Raw genomic sequence first — 21660 nt, forward strand, 5'->3', positions numbered from 1 at the left:
ATTATTAGCACGCTCTATTAAAATAACCTGAAAATGGAAAATTACATTAAAAAATTTAGCGAGATCGGCATTCACGACATTGCTGAAGTTGGTGGTAAAAACGCATCATTGGGGGAAATGTTCACACATTTAACGCCCAAGGGAATTTTGATACCAAAGGGTTTTGCCGTAACTGCAGCCGCTTATAGACATTTTATCTATTGCAATGATCTGGCTCTTCCATTGGCTAAACTTATGCAGCAATTAAATAAAAATGATTATAGTAATCTACCGGAAATAGGGAAAGAAGCGAGAAAATTGATCCTATCAGGCCGCTTAACCAATGAAATTGGAATGGATATTATAAGTGCGTATGAAAACATGTTTAGTGATGGAAACCAGGAAGTCGCAGTTCGTAGCAGTGCCACGGCAGAAGATTTGCCGGAGGCAAGTTTCGCTGGTCAGCACGAATCCTATCTAAATATAAAAGGAAATCATGCGCTATTGTATGCCGTTAGGCAGTGTTATGCATCGCTGTATACCGATAGAGCCATCAAATATAGGGAAGATAAAGGCTTTGCCCACGACAAAGTTTTTCTTTCCGTAGGTGTACAGGAAATGATTAGATCGGATATTGGCTGCTCAGGGGTGGGATTCACATTAGAGCCTGAATCCGGCTTTAGGGATGTCATACATATTGCAGGTGTATGGGGCCTCGGCGAAAATATAGTTCAGGGTAGCGTTACTCCTGATGAATTTCTGGTATTTAAGCCCAGTTTGGAAAATGGATTTAAATCAATTTTACAGAAAAATCTTGGTCGAAAAGATAAAATGATGATTTATGCAGATGCCGAGGACGATGTAAATTCGGTAATTAATAAGGAGACACCGCTTGATATGCAGCGTAGATTTGTGCTGGAGGATAGGGAAGTTGAAAAGTTAGCCAACTGGGCATTGATTATTGAAAATCACTACCAGATGCCTATGGATTTTGAATGGGCAAAGGATGGAATTGGACATCAGTTATATATACTTCAGGCCAGGCCCGAAACTGTGCATGGTAAACAAAAATCACTAAGCCTAAATGCTTATCGCCTGAAAGAGAAAGGAGTGGTACTGGCTAAGGGAGAAGCGATAGGTAGCAAGATTATTTCCGGACCCGCCAGATATCTGAATACACCAGCAGATGCCCATAAGTTAGCTGAAGGAGATATTTTAGTCACAGATACAACAAGTCCGGATTGGGATCCTATTCTAAAAAAGGTGGCCGGTATTGTGACTAATAGGGGTGGCAGAACAAGTCACGCCGCAATTATTGCAAGGGAACTAGGGGTACCTGCAATTGTAGGCACAACTTCTGCAACTTTAGATATTTTTGATGGTGAGCTGATTACTTTAGTTTGTTCCGAAGGTAAAATAGGCCATGTTTATAAAGGTAAATTGGACTGGGAAAAAACGAGTACTATAATCGCAGATATTAAGCTCCCGGTTAGACCCAAAGCGCAATTAATTATTGCCGATCCGGAAAAGGCTTTTGAGTTATCTTTTTATCCCAATCATGGCGTCGGTTTGCTAAGGCTGGAATTTATGATCAGCAATTCCGTAAAAATTCATCCCATGGCGCTGTTGAAATTTGACAAGGTTAAGGATGAAAAAGAGCGCGCTCAAATAGAAGAAATTACGAGTGATTATCCAGATAAAAGAACTTATTTCATTGACAAGTTGTCAAAAGGTGTGGCAACTATAGCAGCAGCCTTTTATCCTAAGGAAGTTATCGTTCGAATGAGTGATTTTAAATCAAATGAATATGCAGGATTGGTTGGTGGTAAGTCTTTTGAGCCCGAGGAAGAAAATCCTATGATTGGTTTCAGAGGAGCATCGAGATATTATCATGAGCGTTATAAAGAAGGGTTCCAGCTAGAATGTGAAGCAATGAAAGTGGTCAGAAATGAGATGGGGCTTAGCAATGTTAAATTGATGATACCATTTTGCAGAACAGTTGAGGAAGGTAAAAAAGTAATCGAGTTGATGAAAACATTCGGATTAACCCAGGGAGATAAGCAGCTGGAAATATTTGTTATGGCAGAGATACCAAGTAATGTACTCCTGGCCGAAGAATTTGCCAAGGTTTTTGATGGTTTCTCGATTGGCTCTAATGATCTTACCCAATTAACTTTGGGGATTGATCGCGACTCGGCCTTAGTTGCTGATCTTTTTGACGAACAAAATGCAGCCAGCAAAATGCTCATCCTGCAAATGATTCAGAAGGCAAAAGCATTGGGTAAGAAAATAGGGCTTTGCGGACAGGCGCCAAGTGATTCGGAAACCTTTACTAATTTGCTGGTCGATGCGGGAATTGATAGTATTTCATTTAATGCTGATGCCTTATTGCAAGGGATAGCAAATATGAATAAAGCCCTTTCCAGATAATTGGTTTTAATTTTTCATGCCAACAATTCTGTTTAGGTCTTTGAGTTCAATGATATTGCCGTTTTTTTCAATTAAACCCTCATCTTTAAAATCAGACAAGGTTCTGCTAATGGTTTCAATGGCAACTCCTGCTAAAGCTGCAAGTTCCTCTCTTGAAATGTTGATCATGCCCTGGGTGGCGGATTTTTTACTCAATCGAATCAAAACCTGGGAAATGCGTTTACGAACCGATAGGTATGCCAATTCAACAAGTTGCTCTTCTTTTTCGTGTATGTCTTTTGAAAGGATGCGGATAAACTGGCGACTTATTTCAGGGTATTTGTTCAGTAAGGGAATAATGAGGTTTTTGGGTAATAAACAAACCGAACTGTCCTCAATTGCTTCGGCAGTTTCTGTAAAAATTTCATCCAATAATAGGGCATCTAAGCCAATATAGTCGTCAGCTTTGTATAATCCGGTAATAAAAGGTCGACCACCCTGGGCCTGTTTTACCGTTTTTATGCAGCCATCAATTACGATATATAGTCCTTGCGGACTGTCGCCGTCGTAATACAAGATTTGTTTTTTTTTGAGCTGTTTAATTTTGCGTCCAGTAGTCAGGGCTCTAAGTTCTTTGATTCCATTTTCACTCTGGTTTCCGACTGTGAGATTTTCAATGCTTTGAAATATGGTGCTATAATATTTTTTCTGCCTTTGGCATTTATTGATCCTGGCTTCAATTGCCTGAAGTAATTCTACATCATTAAATGGTTTAATAAGGAAATCATCGGCGCCCATTTCCATCGCCTTTCTAAAATCTGAGTGTTCGGTCTTCGCGGTTAGAAAAATAAAAGGAATTTCGGCCGTACTGATATTTTTTCCAAGCAAATACAAAACTCCATAACCATCAAGATCGGGCATCATAATATCGCACAATATGAGATCCGGTCGATGAAGAATTGCCATTTCAACTCCAGTTCTGCCATTCTCAGATTGAAATACGTTGTAGCCAGAAAGCTCAAGAATTTCCGAACAATTTTCACGGATATCTACACTGTCCTCAATAATTAAAATACTTTTCATTTTTGATTAGATCATATGAGTATGTTTGATTTACAATATAGGGAAGATTTTTATAACAAGTTAGTTGATTTATTGTTTGTTATTAAGTAAATAGATATGAAAACAGGCTCCATACAAGGTTTAAATAGTTCAGAAGTCATCCTTGCCAGGCAGAAATACGGAAGTAATTTATTAAATCATAAAAAGGAGAGCGGCTTCTTGCAAGGAGCAAAAGGATTGATTAAAGAGCCAATGGTGGTGATGTTGCTTGTTGCTACAGCTATTTATTTTATAAATGGCAATATTGGCGACGGGATTTTTATGGGGACTGCCATCATCTTGGTCTCGGTCATTTCCTTATATCAGGATTCCAGAAGCAGAAATGCGCTTGCTCAACTCAAAAAACTGACAGCCCCCGATTGTAAAGTGATTAGAGAGGGCCATACTATTCAGCTAAAAAGCGAAGAACTTGTGGTTGGCGATAGCCTAATCGTTGAGGAGGGGACCTTTATCGTCGCTGATGGAGTGATTGAGCAGTCCAACGATTTTTCTGTGAATGAATCTATATTAACCGGCGAATCATTACCTGTTTATAAAGATCGTACGCTGGCCGATAATCAAATTTACGCAGGTACAACAGTAGCAAGTGGCTTAGCGATTGCAACTGTTACGGCAATAGGAAATGAGACAAAACTAGGGAAAGTAGGTAAAAGTCTTGAAAGTATCCAAGAGGAGCAAACACCATTAGAGTCACAAATCAATGATTTTGTGAAGAAAATGGTAATTGTAGGCAGTATTATTTTTCTAATTGTATGGGGCATCAATTTTTATAATTCCGGTCATGCTTTAGATAGCCTGATGAAAGCCCTTACCATTGCGATGAGTATTTTACCCGAGGAGATTCCTGTAGCCTTTACCACATTTATGGCCCTTGGGGCATGGCGGTTAATGAAAATGGGTGTTGTGGTGAAACAAATGAAAACGGTTGAAACCTTGGGTAGTGCTACAGTTATATGTACAGATAAAACCGGTACAATTACCGAAAATAAAATGGCCCTGGTTCGCCTTTATGATATGACCCTGTGTAAGCTCACAAATCCCGATACGGAAGAACTTGCTGAGACAGAAAAGGGGCTGATAGCAATTGCAATGTGGGCAAGTGAGCCAATACCATTTGATCCGATGGAAATGGCCTTGCATAAGGCTTATGCCGAATTTTTTCCCCTGGATGAAAGACCGCAGTATAAAATGAGACATGAGTATCCTTTGGCTGGGAAACCACCGATGATGACGCATATCTTTCAGGACACAAATGGACACCGTATCATCGCTGCTAAGGGGGCGCCCGAAGCTTTATTGGCTGTTTCTGATTTAAAACCTGCCGATAAGGATCAAGTCGAAGCCGCTGTTAAAACCTTGGCCTCCGAAGGCTATCGGGTACTTGGAGTAGGGGAAGCAATTTTTGAGGGGGATAATTTTCCTGCAAAACAACAGGATTTTAGGTTTGTATTTAAGGGGCTGGTTGCTTTTTATGATCCCCCTAAAAAAAATATTTCATCAGTATTCGAGGATTTCTATAAGGCAGGAATTGAAGTGAAGATTGTGACGGGTGACAATGCCATAACAACTTCGGCAATTGCAAGGCAGATTGGTTTTAGGGGATACGAGAACAGCATTGCGGGTGATGAGTTGATGAAGCTTTCGGAGCAGGGATTACAACAAAGGGTTAACCATGATTCTATTTTTACCAGAATGTTTCCCGAAGCGAAGCTAAAAATCATCGATGCATTGAAAGCCAACAACGAGATTGTGGCCATGATAGGAGATGGTGTAAATGATGGCCCAGCATTAAAAGCAGCGCATATCGGTATTGCAATGGGTAAAAAAGGGACTGAAATCGCAAAACAGGCAGCATCCTTGGTGCTGGTTGCCGATGACCTGGAAAAAATGGTCGTTGCCGTTGCTATGGGCCGGAGGATTTATGCCAATCTTAAAAAGGCTATACAGTACATCATATCTATTCATATTCCTATTATATTGACTGTATTTGTCCCCTTAGCCCTAGGCTGGATATATCCCAATATATTTTCTCCGGTGCATATTATATTTTTAGAACTGATTATGGGACCAACTTGTTCGATAATTTATGAGAATGAACCTATGGAGAAGAATGCGATGTTGCAAAAGCCACGGCCATTTAGCAGTACGTTTTTTAACTGGAAAGAATTGGTTACCAGTGTCGTTCAGGGTTTGGTTATCGCAATCGCTGCGATGATTGCTTATCAGTATGCCGTTGGCAGCAATTTTGGAGAATCAATAACAAGAACGATGGTTTTTACGGTTTTGATTACGGCCAATATATTTTTAACATTGGTTAACAGGTCATTCTACTATAGTCTATTGAATACTTTGAAATACAAGAACAATTTGGTTTTGGGAATTATAGCCCTAACGATTACTGCTTGCGGATCACTGATCTACATTAAACCATTGGCCGCCTTCTTTCAATTTGAGGCATTGACATTAAGGCAGTTGGGAATTGCCATAGGCATTGGTTTTATCAGCGTGATTTGGTACGAGCTGGTTAAATGGAAGAAGCGTTTTTCGAAATGATGCTGTACAAGAGGTTTACATCCTTTAAATGACATAGTTCCGTACCAGGGTTCATCGTTGCTGCCGACCCACAAGCTACGCCATATTGAGCGGATGCGATCAGATTTTTTTTACGAGCCAGGCTAAGTACAATGCCGGCCAGCATACTGTCGCCGGCCCCCACAGTGCTTTGGACCCTCACATTGGGTACGGTAATTTTAAATGTGGTATCCTTTGTAACCAGTATGGCACCTTCGGGCCCCAAGGAAGTAATTACAATTTCGCATTTAAACTTCCGGATTACTTCTTTGGAAGCATCGGCCACCTGATCAATGCTAAGGAAATCTTTGTTGACTAATGATGCCAGTTCTTTTAAATTAGGTTTGATTAAATAAACGCCAGCTTCAACTGCCCGCCTTAATGGCTCAGCAGAAGTATCAACGATTAATCTGGCATTTTTTGATCTGGCTATTTCTGAGATTTTCCCAAATATATCTGGTGGTACACCTGATTGTAAACTGCCACTTGCCACGATATAAGCTACATCTTTAATCTGTTCTATTGCTGTTAAACATTTTTGCCATTCCCTGGGATAGACTTTCTCTCCTGGCATCCCAAAACGGTACTGCAAATTGCTTTGCATTTCTTTTATAACCACGTTTTCTCTGGTACTTCCCCTGGTTTTGATCGGCAGGATATCAAGGCCTTCTGCACTAATTAATTTTGTGAAAATTCTTCCTGTATAACCGCCGGCCAGATAGATTGCAGTGCTACTCCCTTCAAGTCTTCTGATTGCCCTCGAAACATTAATCCCACCACCACCGGGCTCGTAGGTTGGTATAGTGCAGTTTAGCTTCTTCTCCGGTATCAATAGAGGAACAGAGGCGCTCTTATCAATAGCAGGGTTAAATGTCAGTGTTATAATCTTATCCCGCATAATAACAATTTGAACAATATAGCATTAGGTAAAAATCGGTATTATCAGGCATTCTTTATATGATAGCGCACATTCATATTTGTGTTCTTAATCATTATCTGGCATGTTCATCGTCATTGTAGTAATGAAGATATTGTATCAATTTTATATCAGTTTAAATATGCTGGAAATGAATCAAGTAATCTTACAATCGCTTGGAGCTGCGGAGACAGTAACAGGTTCAAAACATTTACTAAAAACGCCTGAATTGACTATTCTGATAGATTGTGGGCTGTTTCAGGGAATCAAATCTTTAAGGGAGCAAAACTGGTTCCCACTAAATATTTCCGCTAATGAAATTGATTTGATCATTTTAACCCATGCTCATCTAGACCATTGCGGCTATATCCCTTTGTTGGTAAAGAAAGGATTTAAAGGGAAAATCTACATGACTAAGCCAACCGCTGCACTTGTCCAACTGATTTTATTGGATAGCGCCAAACTACAGGAAGAAGATGCCGAGCGTGCAAATAAACATCACTATAGTAAACATCATCCAGCTAAGCCGCTTTATACAATTGAAGATGCCGAAGCTTGTTTTAAATATTTTTATGTCCAGGATTGTGATATTTTTATTCGGCTAAGCGATCATATTCACTTTAGGTTTAAACTCTGTGGGCATATTTTGGGAGCCTGCTCCGTAGAATTGACCTGTTTTGAGAAAGTTATCATTTTTTCTGGTGACATAGGGAGACCGCAGAGTGCTATTTTAAATCCTCCGGATTATTTTACTTCGGCAGATTATATAGTGATGGAGTCAACCTATGGCGATAGACTTCATCCTGATACTGATCCATATGATGAGTTAGCAGATCTGATAAACGAAACGATACGTCGGCGAGGCAATATTCTTATCCCAAGCTTTGCTGTCGGTCGTGCCCAGGAGTTGATTTATATGTTGAATCTGTTAAAGCAACAAGGTAAGATACCATTAAACCTTCCCATCATTATGGATAGCCCAATGGCCGCTGCAGCAACAAAAATATCGCTGCAGTATGCAGATGAATATACTAAGGTAAGCCAAAGGGAATTTCAAGAGATTAGCGATCACATCATCATCAATCAGGATTATAACAATACGATTGGGTTTATTAAAGATAAGAAAAGCAAAATTGTTATTGCTGCAAGTGGAATGCTAACTGGGGGCCGCGTACTGGAATACCTAAAACATTATGTAGGAGATAATAAGAACACCATTTTAATGATTGGTTTTCAGGCCGAAGGTACAAGGGGACGGGCATTGCTCAATAACACACATGAAGTTAAAATTCATGGGCAATATTATGCGGTAAATGCGAAGGTTACCGAAATACAATACTTGTCGGCTCATGCTGATCAGGCCGAATTATTAGACTGGATTAAGAAATTTGAACCTGCTCCCAAATCAATCTTCCTGGTTCACGGAGAGCCTTGTGCACAGGAGTCCTTTAGAGTTAAGGTTCAAACAGCATTACACCTACCAGTTAAAATAATGAAGCAAAATCAGGATGTGTTGCTATTTACCTGCGATTATGAAATTGTATCGCCCACGCCAGTAAAATCAAATCATTAATTCCATTTTAAGGATTTGCAGGCTTTTGTTCATTGTATATTTTTTTGGAATTCCGGTAGGGAGCTCTGTGTTGATGATTTCTTGAGGACTTAAGTGCTCGAGGAACATCATTAGCGCTCTTAAACTGTTTCCATGTGCGACAACCAATACCGTTTTACCTTCCATTAATTGGGGGACAATCGATTTATGATAATAGGGTAATACCCTTTCGGCAGTATCTTTGAGGCTTTCTCCACCTGGGGGAGCAATATCGTAGGATCGTCGCCAGATCATAACCTGATCCAAACCATATTTTAAAGCAGTATCCGACTTATTTAATCCTTCGAGGCTTCCATAGCATCTTTCGTTTAGCAATTTATTCTTAACTACAGGGATGTTTTCAATCCCGCATACTTTTAAGATGATGTTCAATGTATGCTGAGCCCTTTTAAGCGTAGAAGTAAACGCAATGTCTATTTTCTCGTTTTTTAGTAGCTTTCCCGCATGTAACGCTTCCTCTTCTCCAGTTTTGGTAATATCAATATCTTTCCAACCAGTAAAGCGGTTCTCTAAGTTCCACAAGGATTGTCCATGTCTGAGCAGGATTAATGTAGCGTATTTTTCACCCATGGGGTTAATTTAGAAAGGCTGCCGGCTCGGTGGGGGGTAAGACAAGTAAAGGTAGGGAGAGTTGTTTTGCTACCTTTTGGGTCTGACTACCCTTCAGGATTTCATTAATGAAATTGCGGTTTTTATGTACAATAGCAAGCCATCCATGCTGCTCATTTTCAGCACAGAGTTCTTCAAGGCCGTCGGCAACAGATTTGTTCAAAAGTGATTTACAAGAAATCTTTTGGTTGCCCAGGTTGTTGGAAAGTTGCGTGATGAATTGATCCTGTTGCTGTTTAATTTCTAAGGGTTCAATACGCTTTTTATTGATGATGTGCATGAGGGTTAATTCTAGATTTAATGGCTGTATTAATTTTATGAGTTTATCAGCTGCTCCAAGTTCTTCCGCACTAAAATCTGTTGCAAAGGCAACCCAGGATATTTTGTGGATCTGAATTTTTGGTGGAACCAATAGCAGTGGAATAGTGGCAGAGTCGATCAGGTATCTGGTATGGTTTCCAAGTAGTAAATGCTTCAAACCACTACTCGCGTGTGTACCTATGATAATTAAATCTATTTTTCTCTGATTGATGATGAGATTAATAACATTAGTGACAATGCCAGTTTCACAAATACAAGTTATTGGCGGGCGAAAGCCAGTTGAATGGTCATGAGCTTCTAAGCTTTTCTTCATATCCTCTAATGCCTCCATCGTATCGTTTTCGATTGAGCCATAATCCTTAGGTGGCCATAGCACGACTTCATATTGTGGGATTTCAGCAGGTATATTGATTACATTACAAAAAATAACTTTTGCTTCCAGTAGTTTAGCTACTTCATATCCATACTTAACCGCATGATTGCCGGTTGATGAAAAATCTGTTAGACAGAGAATAGTTTTCATGACTTAGATCTTTATCTTTATTTCTTTACTGTACAAATGTTTGTAGGGCATTTGTAAATTTCAAGGAAATAAATCAATTATGAAATGATGCCTGTCACGGAAGAGGATGATTGACAACATGATTGTAATTACTACATTAATATTTCATAACCTTTCCATAATTAATGAGTTATTAGTGAATTCTTAGGATGCAACCAGCCCATGAATAACCTACTCCAAAGCCTGCGAGCAAAACGTTTCCCATTAGTTTGTCTTCTTTTTTTGCTTCAGTTAAAGCTATAGGAATAGTTGATGAAACCGTATTTCCACAATCCTCTAAAAAGTAGTAGAACTTTTCTTCTTCAATTTGTATTTTCTTCCGAAGATGATTGAGCATATACTTATTGGCCTGGTGAAAAATGTATAAATTGATAGCATCAGGCTGAAGGTTATTTTTAGACAATACGTTTTTTATTAATTCAGGAACCGCAGCCGAAGTAAAACTAAAAATCTCAGCACCGTTCATGTACAGTTTAGCTGGGTTGGTAACATTCCCAAATTCGTCCAGAACATCTTCTTCCTGTATACTAATACCCGGGTATTTTGCACCACCTTTTTTGATCATTAGGTTTTCAGCACCTCTACCATCAGTACCCAGATCAAAATCACCTATTTCAGCAAACCCGTCATTTAGCGTTATTAAAGTAGCCGAAGCAGCATCTCCAAATATTGTCCTATTGCTCTTATCCTGTGGATGAATAAATTTAGTGTAGATTTCTGCAGTGATCAATAAGATGTTAGTCGCAATGTTACCATAAATCAAACCCTTTGCAAGGCCTAAGCCATATACAAATCCCGAACAGCCTAAATTAAAATCTAAAGCGCCGCAAGAAGTTGGAGTCCCTAATCTATTTTGGACAATACAAGCTGTTGTCGGCAAGAAGTAATCTGGACTTTGCGTACATAAAAGGATAAAATCGATATGCTTTCGATCGATCTGATGTTCTTCAAATAATTTTTCAGCGACCTTAACAGCCATATCCGACGAAAATTCATCATCACCGGAAATGTGACGATTATAAATTCCAGTTTTGCCCGAGATTCTATCTATCGACCATTCCGGGAAAAGCTCGTTTATTTCAGGATTGGCCAAAACCTTTTCCGGTAAATAATAGGATATGGCTTTAATTTTTGCTTTCATCATAAACCCTCAAGATTAAACTCGCATCCCTATAATTTTGATTTTATAATTCTATATATATCGGCTAATGTGGTCGACTTTCCCAAATCTTCTGCTGTTAAACTAACACCATATTGCTCATCTGACATGGCCATAACTGATAAAGCGGTTAAGGAGCTCCATTCATCCAGATCTCTAAATTTAGTATTGAACTCAATCAATTCGGGGTCAGTTTCATCAAATTGCTTTGAAAAATTGATGATAAATTTTTGCTCTTCCATAAAAATTAATTTTAGTATTTATAATAGATTAAATAGGATCATGAAACTTTACAGGTCTTGCAGGAACGCCAACAGCGGTACAGTTTGCCGGTAATGATTTATATACCACAGCTCCTGCGCCAATAACTGTCCCTTCCCCAATCTCTAAATGATTGATAATTTTTGCTCCAGTACCAACGTATACGCCGTCACGAATATTCACTTCTCCCGAAATATTAACTGAGGGCATAAAAGAGCAATAATCGCCAATAGTCGTATTATGCCCCACGGTACATCCCAAATTAAATATCACATGTTTGCCAATTTTTATATTTACAGTTATCATATTTCCGGCGCATAGGACACAACCTTCCCCGAGCGAAACCTGATCTTGGCCAATTTGCACATTGGGATGAATCAATATGGGATAAACAATTAAGGGATTACTTATTCTATCTAATACTTCTCTTTTTAAAACAGGTAAAGCTATAGCTACAACAGTATTTAATTTAGTTGAAACATTATTTAAAGCTTCAATTTCTCCTAAAACAGGGTAGCCGTTCACTAAGGTTGAAGCTGGAATAACATCGTCATAATATCCCAAAAGATTGTATTTCTGCTCTACACTATTGATTTGATCAATCAGCATTTTAACTTCCCGTCCAAAGCCACCAGCACAAATTATCGCAATGTCTTCCATCTTTTTATTCTCAATTCTTTCTTCGAGATCGAGATCGGATTCGAACCGTGTTAGAGATTTTGCCGATCCCTGCCTCACCACTCAGCCACTCGATCTTTCTCCAGCGTATCTCGCCGTAGATTCCAGCCTATTAATTTTTTAGAAGAGCCTAATGGTAACAGAGGGATTGAAAAATGGTTTGTAGAAATAAAATTTATGACAAAGTATTTTTCGATTATAAGTATAAGGGAGACAGTGTCCCGACCCTCGATGTTGAGCTAAATTTGATTTAGATCAATACTGAATTGACTAAAGATAACTCAGAACGTTTCAAGTCATCGTATCTTTAATCAAACATCATCAAGTTTTTAATTAAATTATGTTTGAACTACCTTATTTAGAGATTTATGCTGAAATCTTCGAGAAGAGACTTAAAAATAGAACTCTGGAAAGCATGGACATTCCGCAGGAGAAATGTGGAAATGTTTCAAAAGCAGAACTAAGTGAACACCTGATTGGTAATGAATTGAAAAAGGTTTGGCGGGAAGGCTTGTCTTTGTGGTTTCAATTCGATAGTTATGCTGTCCTGGAAATGACCTTCTTACCTTCTGCGGAGCTGAAGGTGTTAGAGCAGGGACAGGAAGCTGAAGTTGATTCTGGGGTATTCAATCTTTATTTTAGCGGGGGACAGACGCTTAGCATTAAGGATGCTAATGAATTGAATATATTTCGTTTGAGCGCTATTCATTCAGATGCTCCGGATGTATTTAGTAGGGAGATGACACTCGAATACTTAATCAATCTATTTGCTGATAGAGATGAAGAAATTAAACATGTATTGATGAATCAAAGTTTGATTAGAGGAATAGAGGAGTGCTTCGCTGATGAAATTCTCTGGTATGCAGAAATTTCTCCTTTTTCTATTGTCAATAAAATCCCTGCAGACAGGATGAAAATCCTTCATAGGACAATTAAGTATGTTTTTTTAGATGCCATCAAACAAATAAAAAGAATCAATTTTTTGAAATTGGATAAAATGGATGTTGATTTATTGATGATTCACAATCCCGACAAAATTTCTAGTCCGACCGGAAAGCCTATAAAAGTGGAAATACAGGATGGGATAACCACTTATTATACGGACGAACAAACACTTTATGTTTAAAAGCCTGGCAATTTTATCGTATCCTTGTAACCTTTATGGAGCATAATTTTACGGCAATTGATTTTGAAACTGCCCATGGTAAACGTTGGAGTATTTGTCAAGTTGGTTTGGTACGTGTTGAAAATGGGATAATTAAAGAGACCATTAACCGACTAGTTTGTCCACCCGATAACTTCTATTTTTATAGGAACATTGAAGTTCATGGTATTACACCGGAACGAACCCGCAGATCTCCTGATTTTTCAAGCGTTTGGACAGAAATTTCTCACTTTATTCAGGGACAAGTTGTAGTAGCTCACAATGGTGCTTTCGATTTCAGTTGTCTGTCTCAAACTTTAGATTATTATCAGATTGAACAACCAGTGTATAATAAACAATGTACCTATAAAATTTATGGGCAAAAATTGGCCTCTTTGTGCCAAGAGTACAGGATTCCGCTAAATCATCACGATGCGTTGAGCGATGCGCTGGCCTGCGCAGAGTTGTATAAAAGGCATTTGAATAAGTAAAATATAGATTTAAATCCTATTTTTACCACTTACACACATAAGGGGTTGTATACCGGTTAATGAAAACGTATGCTGATTTTACTGATGCTGAATTGGTTGTTCTTATCAAGAATAAGGACCATGCTGCGTTTACAGAAATTTATAACCGGTATTCGGTTTTGATGTTTTATAAAGTAAATCAAATGTTGAGGGATGAAGAGGTCTCGAAAGATCTGATACAAGACCTATTCGTTGGCCTTTGGGATAAATCAGCATTGATTCAAGAAAACAACAACCTGTCCGGCTATCTTTATATTGGGGCCAGAAATAGGGTGCTGAAATTTATACAACGAAATAAGCTTCAGAATGATCACTTAACTGCTTTAGCAGTATATGCCTCAGAACTGAGTATGGAAACCATACAGGACATCGATGAGCGCGAGTTAAAACTGATTGTACAGCGGGAGATTGATAACCTGCCCCCAAAAATGAAGCTGATATTTGAAATGAGTCGTAAGGACGACCTTTCTCATGCCGAAATAGCGGAAAAGCTTGGGCTTTCAGATCAAACCGTAAAAAAGCAAGTCAATAATGCTTTAAAAATACTCCGTACAAAACTATCTGCCTATGCACCTTTAGGGCTTATTATTCTGGAACTCTCTAAAAAAGGATAAAATAATCTTACTGAAAATCAGATGGTTGTGTTGTTTTTTGCTTTTTATTCTTTTTTATCTACGCCCTAACTCATTTTCGTCGCTATTACTTATAAACCCGCATATAGCGATCAGCAGAAATGAACAAGGAAGCGTCAAGAGAATTGATTAAAAAATACAATGAAGGGAAGGCTTCAGTGGAAGAGATCCGCCTGGTTGAAAACTGGTTTGTTCATCAATCTAACATTTATCAGCAAGATCCACAGGATTTAGATTACCTAAAGGTAAAACAGCAGATGTGGATCAATATTGCTGCCAAGGTTGTACCTGCCGCACCTGTGCGTAAACCGATCTGGAGTTTTAATATCGCTGCTGCCGCTGCTGTAGCACTCATTTCTATAGCCGCAGTATTCTTTTATGTAAACCATAAATATGCTGATGCCCCTCAAATTGTTCAAAATGACATCAATCCAGGCAAAAATAAAGCAATACTGACATTGGCCGATGGCCGAAAAATAAGTTTAACCGATGCTGTTAATGGCCAGTTAGCCAGTGATGCCGGGGTAACGATCAGTAAAACTGCAGATGGGCAGCTGATCTATCAAGCTGCAGCCAGTACTTCAAACAAGAGTAGTACAGCTTACAATACTGTTGAGGCTCCTCGTGGTGGCCAGTGGCAAGTAGTTTTGCCCGATGGCTCTAAAGTATTCTTAAATGCTTTATCCAGCTTAAAATATCCTGTTAGCTTTTCTGCTAAAGAAAGAAAAGTAGAATTAAAGGGAGAAGCCTATTTTGAAATTTCTCATAATAAAAAATCACCATTTAAGGTAGTTGCGAAAGGGCAGACTGTTGAAGTGCTGGGGACTCATTTTAACATTATGGCCTATCCAGACGAGCAGCTAATTAAAACTACTTTGTTAACAGGAAGCGTAAAGGTATCAGCTGAAAAGGAATCTTTAACCTTAAAACCTGGAGAACAGGCGCAGGTATCACCAAGGGATATGAAATTGATCCAAAACGTCGATCTGGAAGATGTAATGGCTTGGAAAAAAGGTTATTTCAAATTCAGTGAAAATCTGGAATCGGTTATGGCTAAGGTTTCCAGGTGGTACGATGTAGATGTAAGCTATGAGGGCCAACCAGATCCCGAGTTTAAATATAAGGGCGAAATTTCCAGAAATAAAAACCTCTCCGAGGTCTTAAATATGCTCGAATACACAGGAAACCTGCACTTTAAAGTTGAAGGAAGGAGGGTTATCGTAAAGAAATAGACACCATTAAGCTGCGTAATCCTTAAAAAAAAGAGGCCAGAAGTGCTGAAACACTCCTGACCGATGTCGGAATACGTTCATAAAAATTTGAGATCCTATCAACTAAACCAGACAAACAAACTTAGCAAATATTGCCCGTTAAAGCAATATTATGGTTTCATCGGCCGCTAAGACTTTGTCGTAAACAAGATGAAATGTATAAGAAATATACGAACAGACTCGTGCCAAACAGGTACGTGAAAAAACTTTTGCTAATGATACGATTAACCACCGTAATTTTAATAGCTACTTTTATGCAGGTGAGTGCCAGCAGCTTCGGCCAGCGCATTACCCTGAATGCTAAAAATATGGCCCTGGAGGAGGTGCTGAAAGACATTCGTCAGCAAAGCGGCTATGATTTCCTTTCCAACGAGGGGCTCATCAGGTCGGGCAAGCGCATTTCAATCGCGGTAAAAAACGCTAAGATAGAAGATGTGCTGGAGCAGTGTTTCAAAGATCAGCCGATCAGCTACAAGATTGAAAACAAAACCGTTTTACTGAAAGCAAAAACACCCTCCTTCCTGGATAAAATTGCTGATGTTTTTGCTGGTATTGATCTGTTTGGAGTTGTTGTTGATGCTCAAAACAACCCTTTGGCAGGTGCAACAGTAACCCTTAAAGACGGAAAGCGCAGTACAACAACTGGTGCCGGTGGACAATTCACGATGAAAAATATTCCTGAAGATGCGATTTTACAGATTTCCTTCATGGGATACGTCACCAAAGAGGTGAAAGCAAATTCCAACCTTCTGGGCTTGAAATTGGAGTTAAGTACTTCAAAACTGGATGAAGTGCAGGTAATGGCTTACGGAAAAACCAGCAAACGCTTGTCGACCGGGAATATTGTCACCGTTTCTGCTGCTGATATCGAGAAGCAGCCTGTACAAAACCCTTTAATGGCCTTGCAGGGCAGAGTGCCGGGATTGATCGTTTCACAGGTTAGCGGATATGCAGGCAGTCCAGTAAAAATTGAAATCAGGGGACGTCAGTCCATCAGCGCTGATTTTGTTTCAGATCCACTGTACATTATCGATGGTGTCCCAATGAACAATCTGGAATTAACTAACATGTCCAGTTATGATCGGGGGTCTTCAGGCGTAATTCAAAATGGATATTCTCCAAGTGGAGGCCAAAGTCCTTTTTATAACATCAATCCAAAGGATATAGAAAGCATGGAAGTCTTAAAAGATGCAGACGCTACGGCAATTTATGGTTCAAGAGGTGCCAGGGGGGTGATCCTGATCACCACCAAGAAAGGAAAGCCCGGGGCTACTAAATTTTCGGCGAATGTGGAACAGGGCTTCAGTACCGTAACACAACGCTGGAATATGCTCAATACCCAGCAATACCTGGAGGTGAGAAGAGCGGCTTTAAAAAATGACAACATCACACCTACAATATTTAATGCACCAGATTTGATGTTGTGGGATACCACCAAGTATACCGATTGGCAAAAAAAGCTTTGGGGCAAAGTAGGTAAACAGACCAATGCATCTGTAAACCTATCTGGTGGAGATACACAAACCCAGTTCACACTGAGCGGAAATTATGGAAAACAGACAGAGATCCTAAACAGTACGGGGGGGAACCAGCGGGGAGGCCTTTCATTCAATATAGGGCATAGCAATTTAAACAGGAAGCTTAAAGTTGGCTTGAGTGCGATGTATACCTATACATCCGTTCACAATACGATGACACCAAGTGTGGTTACCCTGGCGCCTAATGCGCCCGATATTTATAATGAAAATGGCTTGCTCAATTATGAGCCCTGGAGTAAGGCAGATATGAGCCTTAATTTCCCTTTTTCTGCACTAGAAATGCCATCTTCTTCAGATACACACTTCCTGACCAGCAGCCTGGACGTCAGTTATGCCATACTTAATAACTTGTCATTTTCAACCAAATTTGGTTACCAAAAAACGAGCAATGCCAATAAGGCCACTACGGCAATAACTGCCCAAGACCCTTCGTTAAACCCGAAAGGAGGACTATTTACAGGGACAAATAACAATTACAACCTGATTGTTGAGCCGCAGATCAATTATAATACAAAGCTGGGGCCAGGTCAACTGAGTGTTTTAGCAGGAGGAAGTTTTCAGAAAACAGCAACCAGCGGCTTCAGAACATTTGGATTTGGCTATGAAAGTGATGATCTTCTTGGCTCCATTTCGCTCGCTCCATTTACCGATACCAAGGAAGACCAGGGCTTTTACAAATACGCAGCTGTATTTGGCAGGATCAATTACAACATAGCAAACGGAAAATATATTTTTAGCCTGAACGGCCGGAGAGATGGTTCATCTCGTTTCGCACCAGGAACGCAGTTTGGTAATTTTGGTTCTGCTGCTGTCGCTTGGACCCTCTCTAGTGAGGAATGGTTTAAAAATATAGTTCCATCTTTTGTTAGTTTTATGAAGCTAAGAGGAAGTTATGGATTGACTGGTAGTGATGGCATTGGAGATTATCAGTATTTAACCAGGTGGACGAAAGGTCCGACAGGTTCTCCACTCTTACCAGACTATGATGGTAGTACACCTTTGGTGAGCACGCAAGCTGTAAATCAGCAATACAGATGGCAGGTAAATAAAAAACTGGAAGGAGGCTTAGAGATGGCCTTTTTGGAAGATAAACTTACCCTCGAAGCAGCACTTTATCGTGATCGATGCGGTAATCAGCTAACCAAATATCCTACACCAATATACACTGGATTCGATTTCGTATCTGCCAACTGGCCTGCATTGGTTGAGAATAGTGGCTGGGAGATTACGATTAATGCAAAAGTCATCCGCACCGATAAGATCAACTGGAGTGTCAGGTTTAATGGCTCACGTAATTTTAATAAATTGCTGGACTATCCCAATATAGAACACTCTCCTTATGCCGATAAGTACAAAGTAGGAGAAAGTTTGAACAATCTCTATCTTTTTCACTATACCGGTGTAGATCCGCTTACCGGTCGATACACTTTTGAAGATTATAACCGCGATGGTCGAGTGGATAACCGTAACACCAGTGCACCTGGTACAGGTTTAGACGACCGGTACGTTCGTTTAAACCTTACGCCTAGATTTAACGGTGGAATTGGTACTGATTTTAGTTATAGTAATTTTAGTGTCAGCTGTTTCTTTGATTTCAGGAACCAAATGGGAATGAAACCAGGCCTTAGCCCTGGTACGGGGATAGGCGGAATGCTGAATTTACCGAATGATGTGATTGGTAATTACTGGAAACAACCAGGTGACCTGGCAAAGTATCCAAAACCGACCACTTTACAAGATATTAATTTTGCTAATTATACCAATTCTGATGCGACATATGAGAACTGTTCATATATACGCTTATCTAATGTGGCTGTTTCTTATGCCTTTGATCAGAAGTTTGTTAAAAAGCTTGGAGCCGAATCTCTAAGCTTGAAGATGAATGCACAGAATATCTTTTTAATCAGTAGTTCTAAAGGGATGGATCCTGATATACAATTTGGAGCACTTCCACCGGCCAGAACCATTTTATTCGGTCTATCGTTAAATTTTTAATTGCTAAAGTGATGATAATTAAAAGAAATATAAATACCTATGGCTGTCTGATTGCTTTAGTGGTATTGTTTTGTTTTTCCTGCAAAAAGATGGTCGGCGTTCCTGATCCGGTTGATACCATAACGACAAGTAAAGTGTTTGCAACTGACGCCCAGGCAACTTCGGCCATGGCTGGAGTGTATTCTCAAATGATTAACCTGGGACTTGGAGGTGGAAATATTTATAGTGGTTTTGCCTGTGGCAGTAGTACCATGTATGGAGGTTCCTCTTCTGATGAATTTGTTTCGTATTCTCCTGATCCTAACCCGACCAGTTTAATTAAGGTAGAGAGTCATCCATTATGGACTTCGGCATATAAAGCAATTTATGGTGCCAATGATGTCATTGAAGGTATTGCAGCTTCAACAGCAGCCACACTTAAAGGCCCGACACGGATCAGGCTGACTGCTGAAGCTAAGTTTATAAGGGCTTTCTCTTACTTTTACCTGGTCAATTTTTTTGGCGACGTGCCGCTGGCACTTACCGTAGATTTTAATCAGACTGCTCGGATGAAACGTACCCCTAAAGCTGAAGTTTATGCACAAATGGTCAAAGACCTTGAAGATGCAAGGTCAGGTCTTGGTATTGATTTTTCCAGCTCAAAAACTAGTGACCGGATCCGCCCAAACAAATGGGCTGCCACAGCTTTGCTGGCCAGGGTTTATTTGTTTATGGGTGATTATCAAAATGCAGCAGCAATGGCTAGCGAAGTGATCGGTCAATCCAACTTGTTCCAGTTAAAAGATGACTTGAATGAGGTGTTTTTGAAGAATAGTACAGAAGCCATTTGGCAATTACAGCAAAGTGATCCAACAGGTACCGGAACGGGCACTACCACACCGGAGGGATATGGTTTTCTACCGAATTTTTTAACCACAGGAATAAGCAGTGTTCTGTTTTCTGACGAATTACTACAGGATTTTGAAAACAACGACAAACGAAAAATTGACTGGATACTTCGCGTCGTTAAGAATGGAAGGACGCTTTATTCGCCTTATAAATATAAAAAAGGGGTTAATAATATTTATGATCCACTAACTGAATATTACATGGTATTGAGACTGGCTGAACAATACCTGATCCGGGCCGAAGCTCGTGCTTTAGGTGCCGCTGGGCTGGGGCTTGCCATTGATGACCTCAACGTGATTCGTCACCGAGCTGGTGTGGATGACCTGTCAGCAACACTTTCCAAAGCTGAGGCGATTGCTGCGATTGAAAAGGAACGAAGAACGGAACTTTTTGCAGAATGGGGTCACCGCTGGCTTGACTTGAAAAGAACAGGACGGGCACATGATGTACTTTCGGTTCTTCAAAGGAAACAACCCTGGTTAGGGGATGAACAATTCCTGTATCCAATTCCAGATGCAGAGATCAGGGCAAACAATAACCTGAGCCAGAATCCAGGCTATTAACATTTAAATGAAAAGAACATGAGGAACTTTAAAATAAATACCCTGCTATTGAGTATGCTGCTTTCCATAGCATTTTTATCCTGTAAAAAAGAAGAACCATTACCAGCTACCTCTTCGTTAACCATTGCCAATGCTGTTGCAGGTAGCAAGCCGCTTGTCGTCAATTTAAATGAGGGCGCAAATCCTAGCTATTATCTATATCGCACGGCTAGTGCTTTGAAATATGGAGTGCTTGAAGGCGATGTTGGGAAGTTAAATGTAGAAAATCCCACACAAAGACTTCGTTTGTTTCAACTTCCAGACACTACTGCTACAAGTCAGCCCTTGTTTGATTTGAAACTTCAGATCGTTAAGGGAAGTATAAATTCTTTATTGCTAACAGGTACGGCTAATCACCCAGATTATTTACTGGATACTACAATACCGCCATATCACAATCAAGCAGACAGTACATTTGGCCTAAGATTTACCAACCTTTCTTACCAAAGCAAACCGGTTAATGTATACATGATCAGCAATGGAGAGCGAAAAGAGGTCGAAGGATTGATTTATAAAGGGATTACCGGGTATAAAAATTATGCTGCAATGGATAAAACAGGTACTTATACTTTTGAATTCAGGGATCAGGAAACACAACGGATACTTGCTGTTTATACACTGGAAGGTGCCGCTAAGGCAACCGAGAATTTATGGCGCTACAGGAATTTTACCCTGGCGCTGATAGGTATTCCAGATACTGTTGACCCGGAGCAAAAACAAAAAACATTCATGATCAACAACTATTAACATACCAATAGAAAGCGTGTAAAATCATCAGGTTGACGCATCAAATCAATCACCATTAAACAGGTGATCGGGGACGTTTTTGTCTAAAAAATCAAAAAATACCCGATCACCTGT

General features: G+C 39.7%; 17 protein-coding genes. 10 read left to right on the forward strand and 7 right to left on the reverse strand.

Annotation, left to right across the window (positions count from 1 at the left end):
* Positions 1-33 precede the first annotated feature (33 nt).
* Entirely contained in the window at positions 34-2409 is a 2376-nt protein-coding gene (gene ppsA / locus BLS35_RS00545; RefSeq protein ID WP_090776835.1) for a phosphoenolpyruvate synthase, read from the forward strand.
* A 6-nt stretch (positions 2410-2415) separates the two neighbouring features.
* Here ppsA and BLS35_RS00550 read toward each other — a convergent pair whose 3' ends face one another.
* On the reverse strand, positions 2416-3471 hold the full coding sequence (locus BLS35_RS00550) for a response regulator (protein ID WP_090776836.1): 1056 nt from the start codon (positions 3469-3471) through the stop codon (positions 2416-2418).
* Between the two features lie 96 nt (positions 3472-3567).
* On the opposite strand from BLS35_RS00550, the gene BLS35_RS00555 reads away from it, so the two are divergent.
* Positions 3568-6063: a cation-translocating P-type ATPase gene (locus tag BLS35_RS00555; protein WP_090776837.1), complete on the forward strand. Its 2496-nt coding sequence runs from the start codon at positions 3568-3570 to the stop codon at positions 6061-6063.
* Here BLS35_RS00555 and BLS35_RS00560 read toward each other — a convergent pair.
* Entirely contained in the window at positions 6035-6979 is a 945-nt protein-coding gene (locus tag BLS35_RS00560) for a 1-phosphofructokinase family hexose kinase (protein WP_090776838.1), read from the reverse strand. The genes BLS35_RS00555 and BLS35_RS00560 overlap by 29 nt on opposite strands.
* 169 nt (positions 6980-7148) lie before the next feature.
* On the opposite strand from BLS35_RS00560, the gene BLS35_RS00565 reads away from it, so the two are divergent.
* Entirely contained in the window at positions 7149-8570 is a 1422-nt protein-coding gene (locus BLS35_RS00565; protein ID WP_090777316.1) for an MBL fold metallo-hydrolase RNA specificity domain-containing protein, read from the forward strand.
* On the opposite strand, the gene BLS35_RS00570 is transcribed toward BLS35_RS00565, so the two are convergent.
* From BLS35_RS00570 to BLS35_RS00590, 5 genes are all read right to left on the reverse strand, one after another.
* On the reverse strand, positions 8559-9179 hold the full coding sequence (locus BLS35_RS00570) for a 2,3-bisphosphoglycerate-dependent phosphoglycerate mutase (protein ID WP_090776839.1): 621 nt from the start codon (positions 9177-9179) through the stop codon (positions 8559-8561). The two genes, BLS35_RS00565 and BLS35_RS00570, sit on opposite strands and share 12 nt — an antisense overlap.
* Before the next feature lie 4 nt (positions 9180-9183).
* Positions 9184-10062 (reverse strand): universal stress protein, encoded by an 879-nt coding sequence (locus tag BLS35_RS00575; RefSeq protein WP_090776840.1) that lies wholly within the window; start codon positions 10060-10062, stop codon positions 9184-9186.
* A 172-nt stretch (positions 10063-10234) separates the two neighbouring features.
* Entirely contained in the window at positions 10235-11245 is a 1011-nt protein-coding gene (locus tag BLS35_RS00580; RefSeq protein WP_254778582.1) for a ketoacyl-ACP synthase III, read from the reverse strand.
* 26 nt (positions 11246-11271) lie between these two features.
* Positions 11272-11502: an acyl carrier protein gene (locus BLS35_RS00585; protein WP_090776842.1), complete on the reverse strand. Its 231-nt coding sequence runs from the start codon at positions 11500-11502 to the stop codon at positions 11272-11274.
* Positions 11503-11530: 28 nt separating this feature from the next.
* Complete coding sequence (locus BLS35_RS00590; RefSeq protein WP_090776843.1) at positions 11531-12181, reverse strand: acetyltransferase; 651 nt, start codon at positions 12179-12181, stop codon at positions 11531-11533.
* A gap of 358 nt (positions 12182-12539) precedes the next feature.
* Between BLS35_RS00590 and BLS35_RS00595 the strand changes: the two genes are divergently transcribed.
* The 7 genes from BLS35_RS00595 to BLS35_RS00625 all read left to right on the forward strand — a co-directional run bounded on the left by BLS35_RS00595 (position 12540) and on the right by BLS35_RS00625 (position 21546).
* Positions 12540-13325, forward strand: coding sequence for a DNA-formamidopyrimidine glycosylase family protein (locus BLS35_RS00595; protein ID WP_090776844.1), 786 nt, complete (start codon positions 12540-12542; stop codon positions 13323-13325).
* A 35-nt stretch (positions 13326-13360) separates the two neighbouring features.
* The gene (locus BLS35_RS00600) at positions 13361-13834 is read left to right on the forward strand and encodes a 3'-5' exonuclease (protein ID WP_090776845.1); all 474 of its coding nucleotides are present in this window, start codon (positions 13361-13363) and stop codon (positions 13832-13834) included.
* A 59-nt stretch (positions 13835-13893) separates the two neighbouring features.
* Positions 13894-14487: an RNA polymerase sigma-70 factor gene (locus BLS35_RS00605; RefSeq protein WP_090776846.1), complete on the forward strand. Its 594-nt coding sequence runs from the start codon at positions 13894-13896 to the stop codon at positions 14485-14487.
* 119 nt (positions 14488-14606) lie between these two features.
* Positions 14607-15737 carry a FecR family protein gene (locus BLS35_RS00610; protein ID WP_090776847.1) on the forward strand — a complete coding sequence of 377 codons (1131 nt, stop codon included), beginning with the start codon at positions 14607-14609 and terminating at the stop codon, positions 15735-15737.
* Between the two features lie 254 nt (positions 15738-15991).
* Positions 15992-19309, forward strand: a complete 3318-nt coding sequence (locus tag BLS35_RS00615) for a SusC/RagA family TonB-linked outer membrane protein (RefSeq protein WP_165973193.1) — start codon at positions 15992-15994, stop codon at positions 19307-19309.
* Between the two features lie 11 nt (positions 19310-19320).
* Positions 19321-20760 (forward strand): RagB/SusD family nutrient uptake outer membrane protein, encoded by a 1440-nt coding sequence (locus BLS35_RS00620; RefSeq protein WP_090776849.1) that lies wholly within the window; start codon positions 19321-19323, stop codon positions 20758-20760.
* Between the two features lie 18 nt (positions 20761-20778).
* Positions 20779-21546 (forward strand): DUF4397 domain-containing protein, encoded by a 768-nt coding sequence (locus tag BLS35_RS00625; protein WP_090776850.1) that lies wholly within the window; start codon positions 20779-20781, stop codon positions 21544-21546.
* The last annotated feature ends 114 nt before the right edge of the window (positions 21547-21660 follow it).

The sequence above is a fragment of the Pedobacter sp. ok626 genome, assembly GCF_900100435.1.
In the GTDB taxonomy this organism is placed as follows: Bacteria; Bacteroidota; Bacteroidia; order Sphingobacteriales; family Sphingobacteriaceae; genus Pedobacter.

Excerpts from the sequence above, each read along its gene's own strand:
- BLS35_RS00605 (WP_090776846.1), top strand. The coding sequence starts at position 13,894 with ATGAAAACGTATGCTGATTTTACTGATGCTGAATTGGTTGTTCTTATC.
- BLS35_RS00610 (WP_090776847.1), top strand. The coding sequence starts at position 14,607 with ATGAACAAGGAAGCGTCAAGAGAATTGATTAAAAAATACAATGAAGGG.
- BLS35_RS00590 (WP_090776843.1), bottom strand. The coding sequence starts at position 12,181 with ATGGAAGACATTGCGATAATTTGTGCTGGTGGCTTTGGACGGGAAGTT.
- BLS35_RS00580 (WP_254778582.1), bottom strand. The coding sequence starts at position 11,245 with ATGATGAAAGCAAAAATTAAAGCCATATCCTATTATTTACCGGAAAAG.
- BLS35_RS00550 (WP_090776836.1), bottom strand. The coding sequence starts at position 3,471 with ATGAAAAGTATTTTAATTATTGAGGACAGTGTAGATATCCGTGAAAAT.
- BLS35_RS00575 (WP_090776840.1), bottom strand. The coding sequence starts at position 10,062 with ATGAAAACTATTCTCTGTCTAACAGATTTTTCATCAACCGGCAATCAT.
- BLS35_RS00595 (WP_090776844.1), top strand. The coding sequence starts at position 12,540 with ATGTTTGAACTACCTTATTTAGAGATTTATGCTGAAATCTTCGAGAAG.
- BLS35_RS00570 (WP_090776839.1), bottom strand. The coding sequence starts at position 9,179 with ATGGGTGAAAAATACGCTACATTAATCCTGCTCAGACATGGACAATCC.
- BLS35_RS00565 (WP_090777316.1), top strand. The coding sequence starts at position 7,149 with ATGAATCAAGTAATCTTACAATCGCTTGGAGCTGCGGAGACAGTAACA.
- BLS35_RS00560 (WP_090776838.1), bottom strand. The coding sequence starts at position 6,979 with ATGCGGGATAAGATTATAACACTGACATTTAACCCTGCTATTGATAAG.
- BLS35_RS00620 (WP_090776849.1), top strand. The coding sequence starts at position 19,321 with ATGATAATTAAAAGAAATATAAATACCTATGGCTGTCTGATTGCTTTA.
- BLS35_RS00615 (WP_165973193.1), top strand. The coding sequence starts at position 15,992 with ATGATACGATTAACCACCGTAATTTTAATAGCTACTTTTATGCAGGTG.
- ppsA (WP_090776835.1), top strand. The coding sequence starts at position 34 with ATGGAAAATTACATTAAAAAATTTAGCGAGATCGGCATTCACGACATT.
- BLS35_RS00600 (WP_090776845.1), top strand. The coding sequence starts at position 13,361 with ATGGAGCATAATTTTACGGCAATTGATTTTGAAACTGCCCATGGTAAA.
- BLS35_RS00625 (WP_090776850.1), top strand. The coding sequence starts at position 20,779 with ATGAGGAACTTTAAAATAAATACCCTGCTATTGAGTATGCTGCTTTCC.
- BLS35_RS00555 (WP_090776837.1), top strand. The coding sequence starts at position 3,568 with ATGAAAACAGGCTCCATACAAGGTTTAAATAGTTCAGAAGTCATCCTT.
- BLS35_RS00585 (WP_090776842.1), bottom strand. The coding sequence starts at position 11,502 with ATGGAAGAGCAAAAATTTATCATCAATTTTTCAAAGCAATTTGATGAA.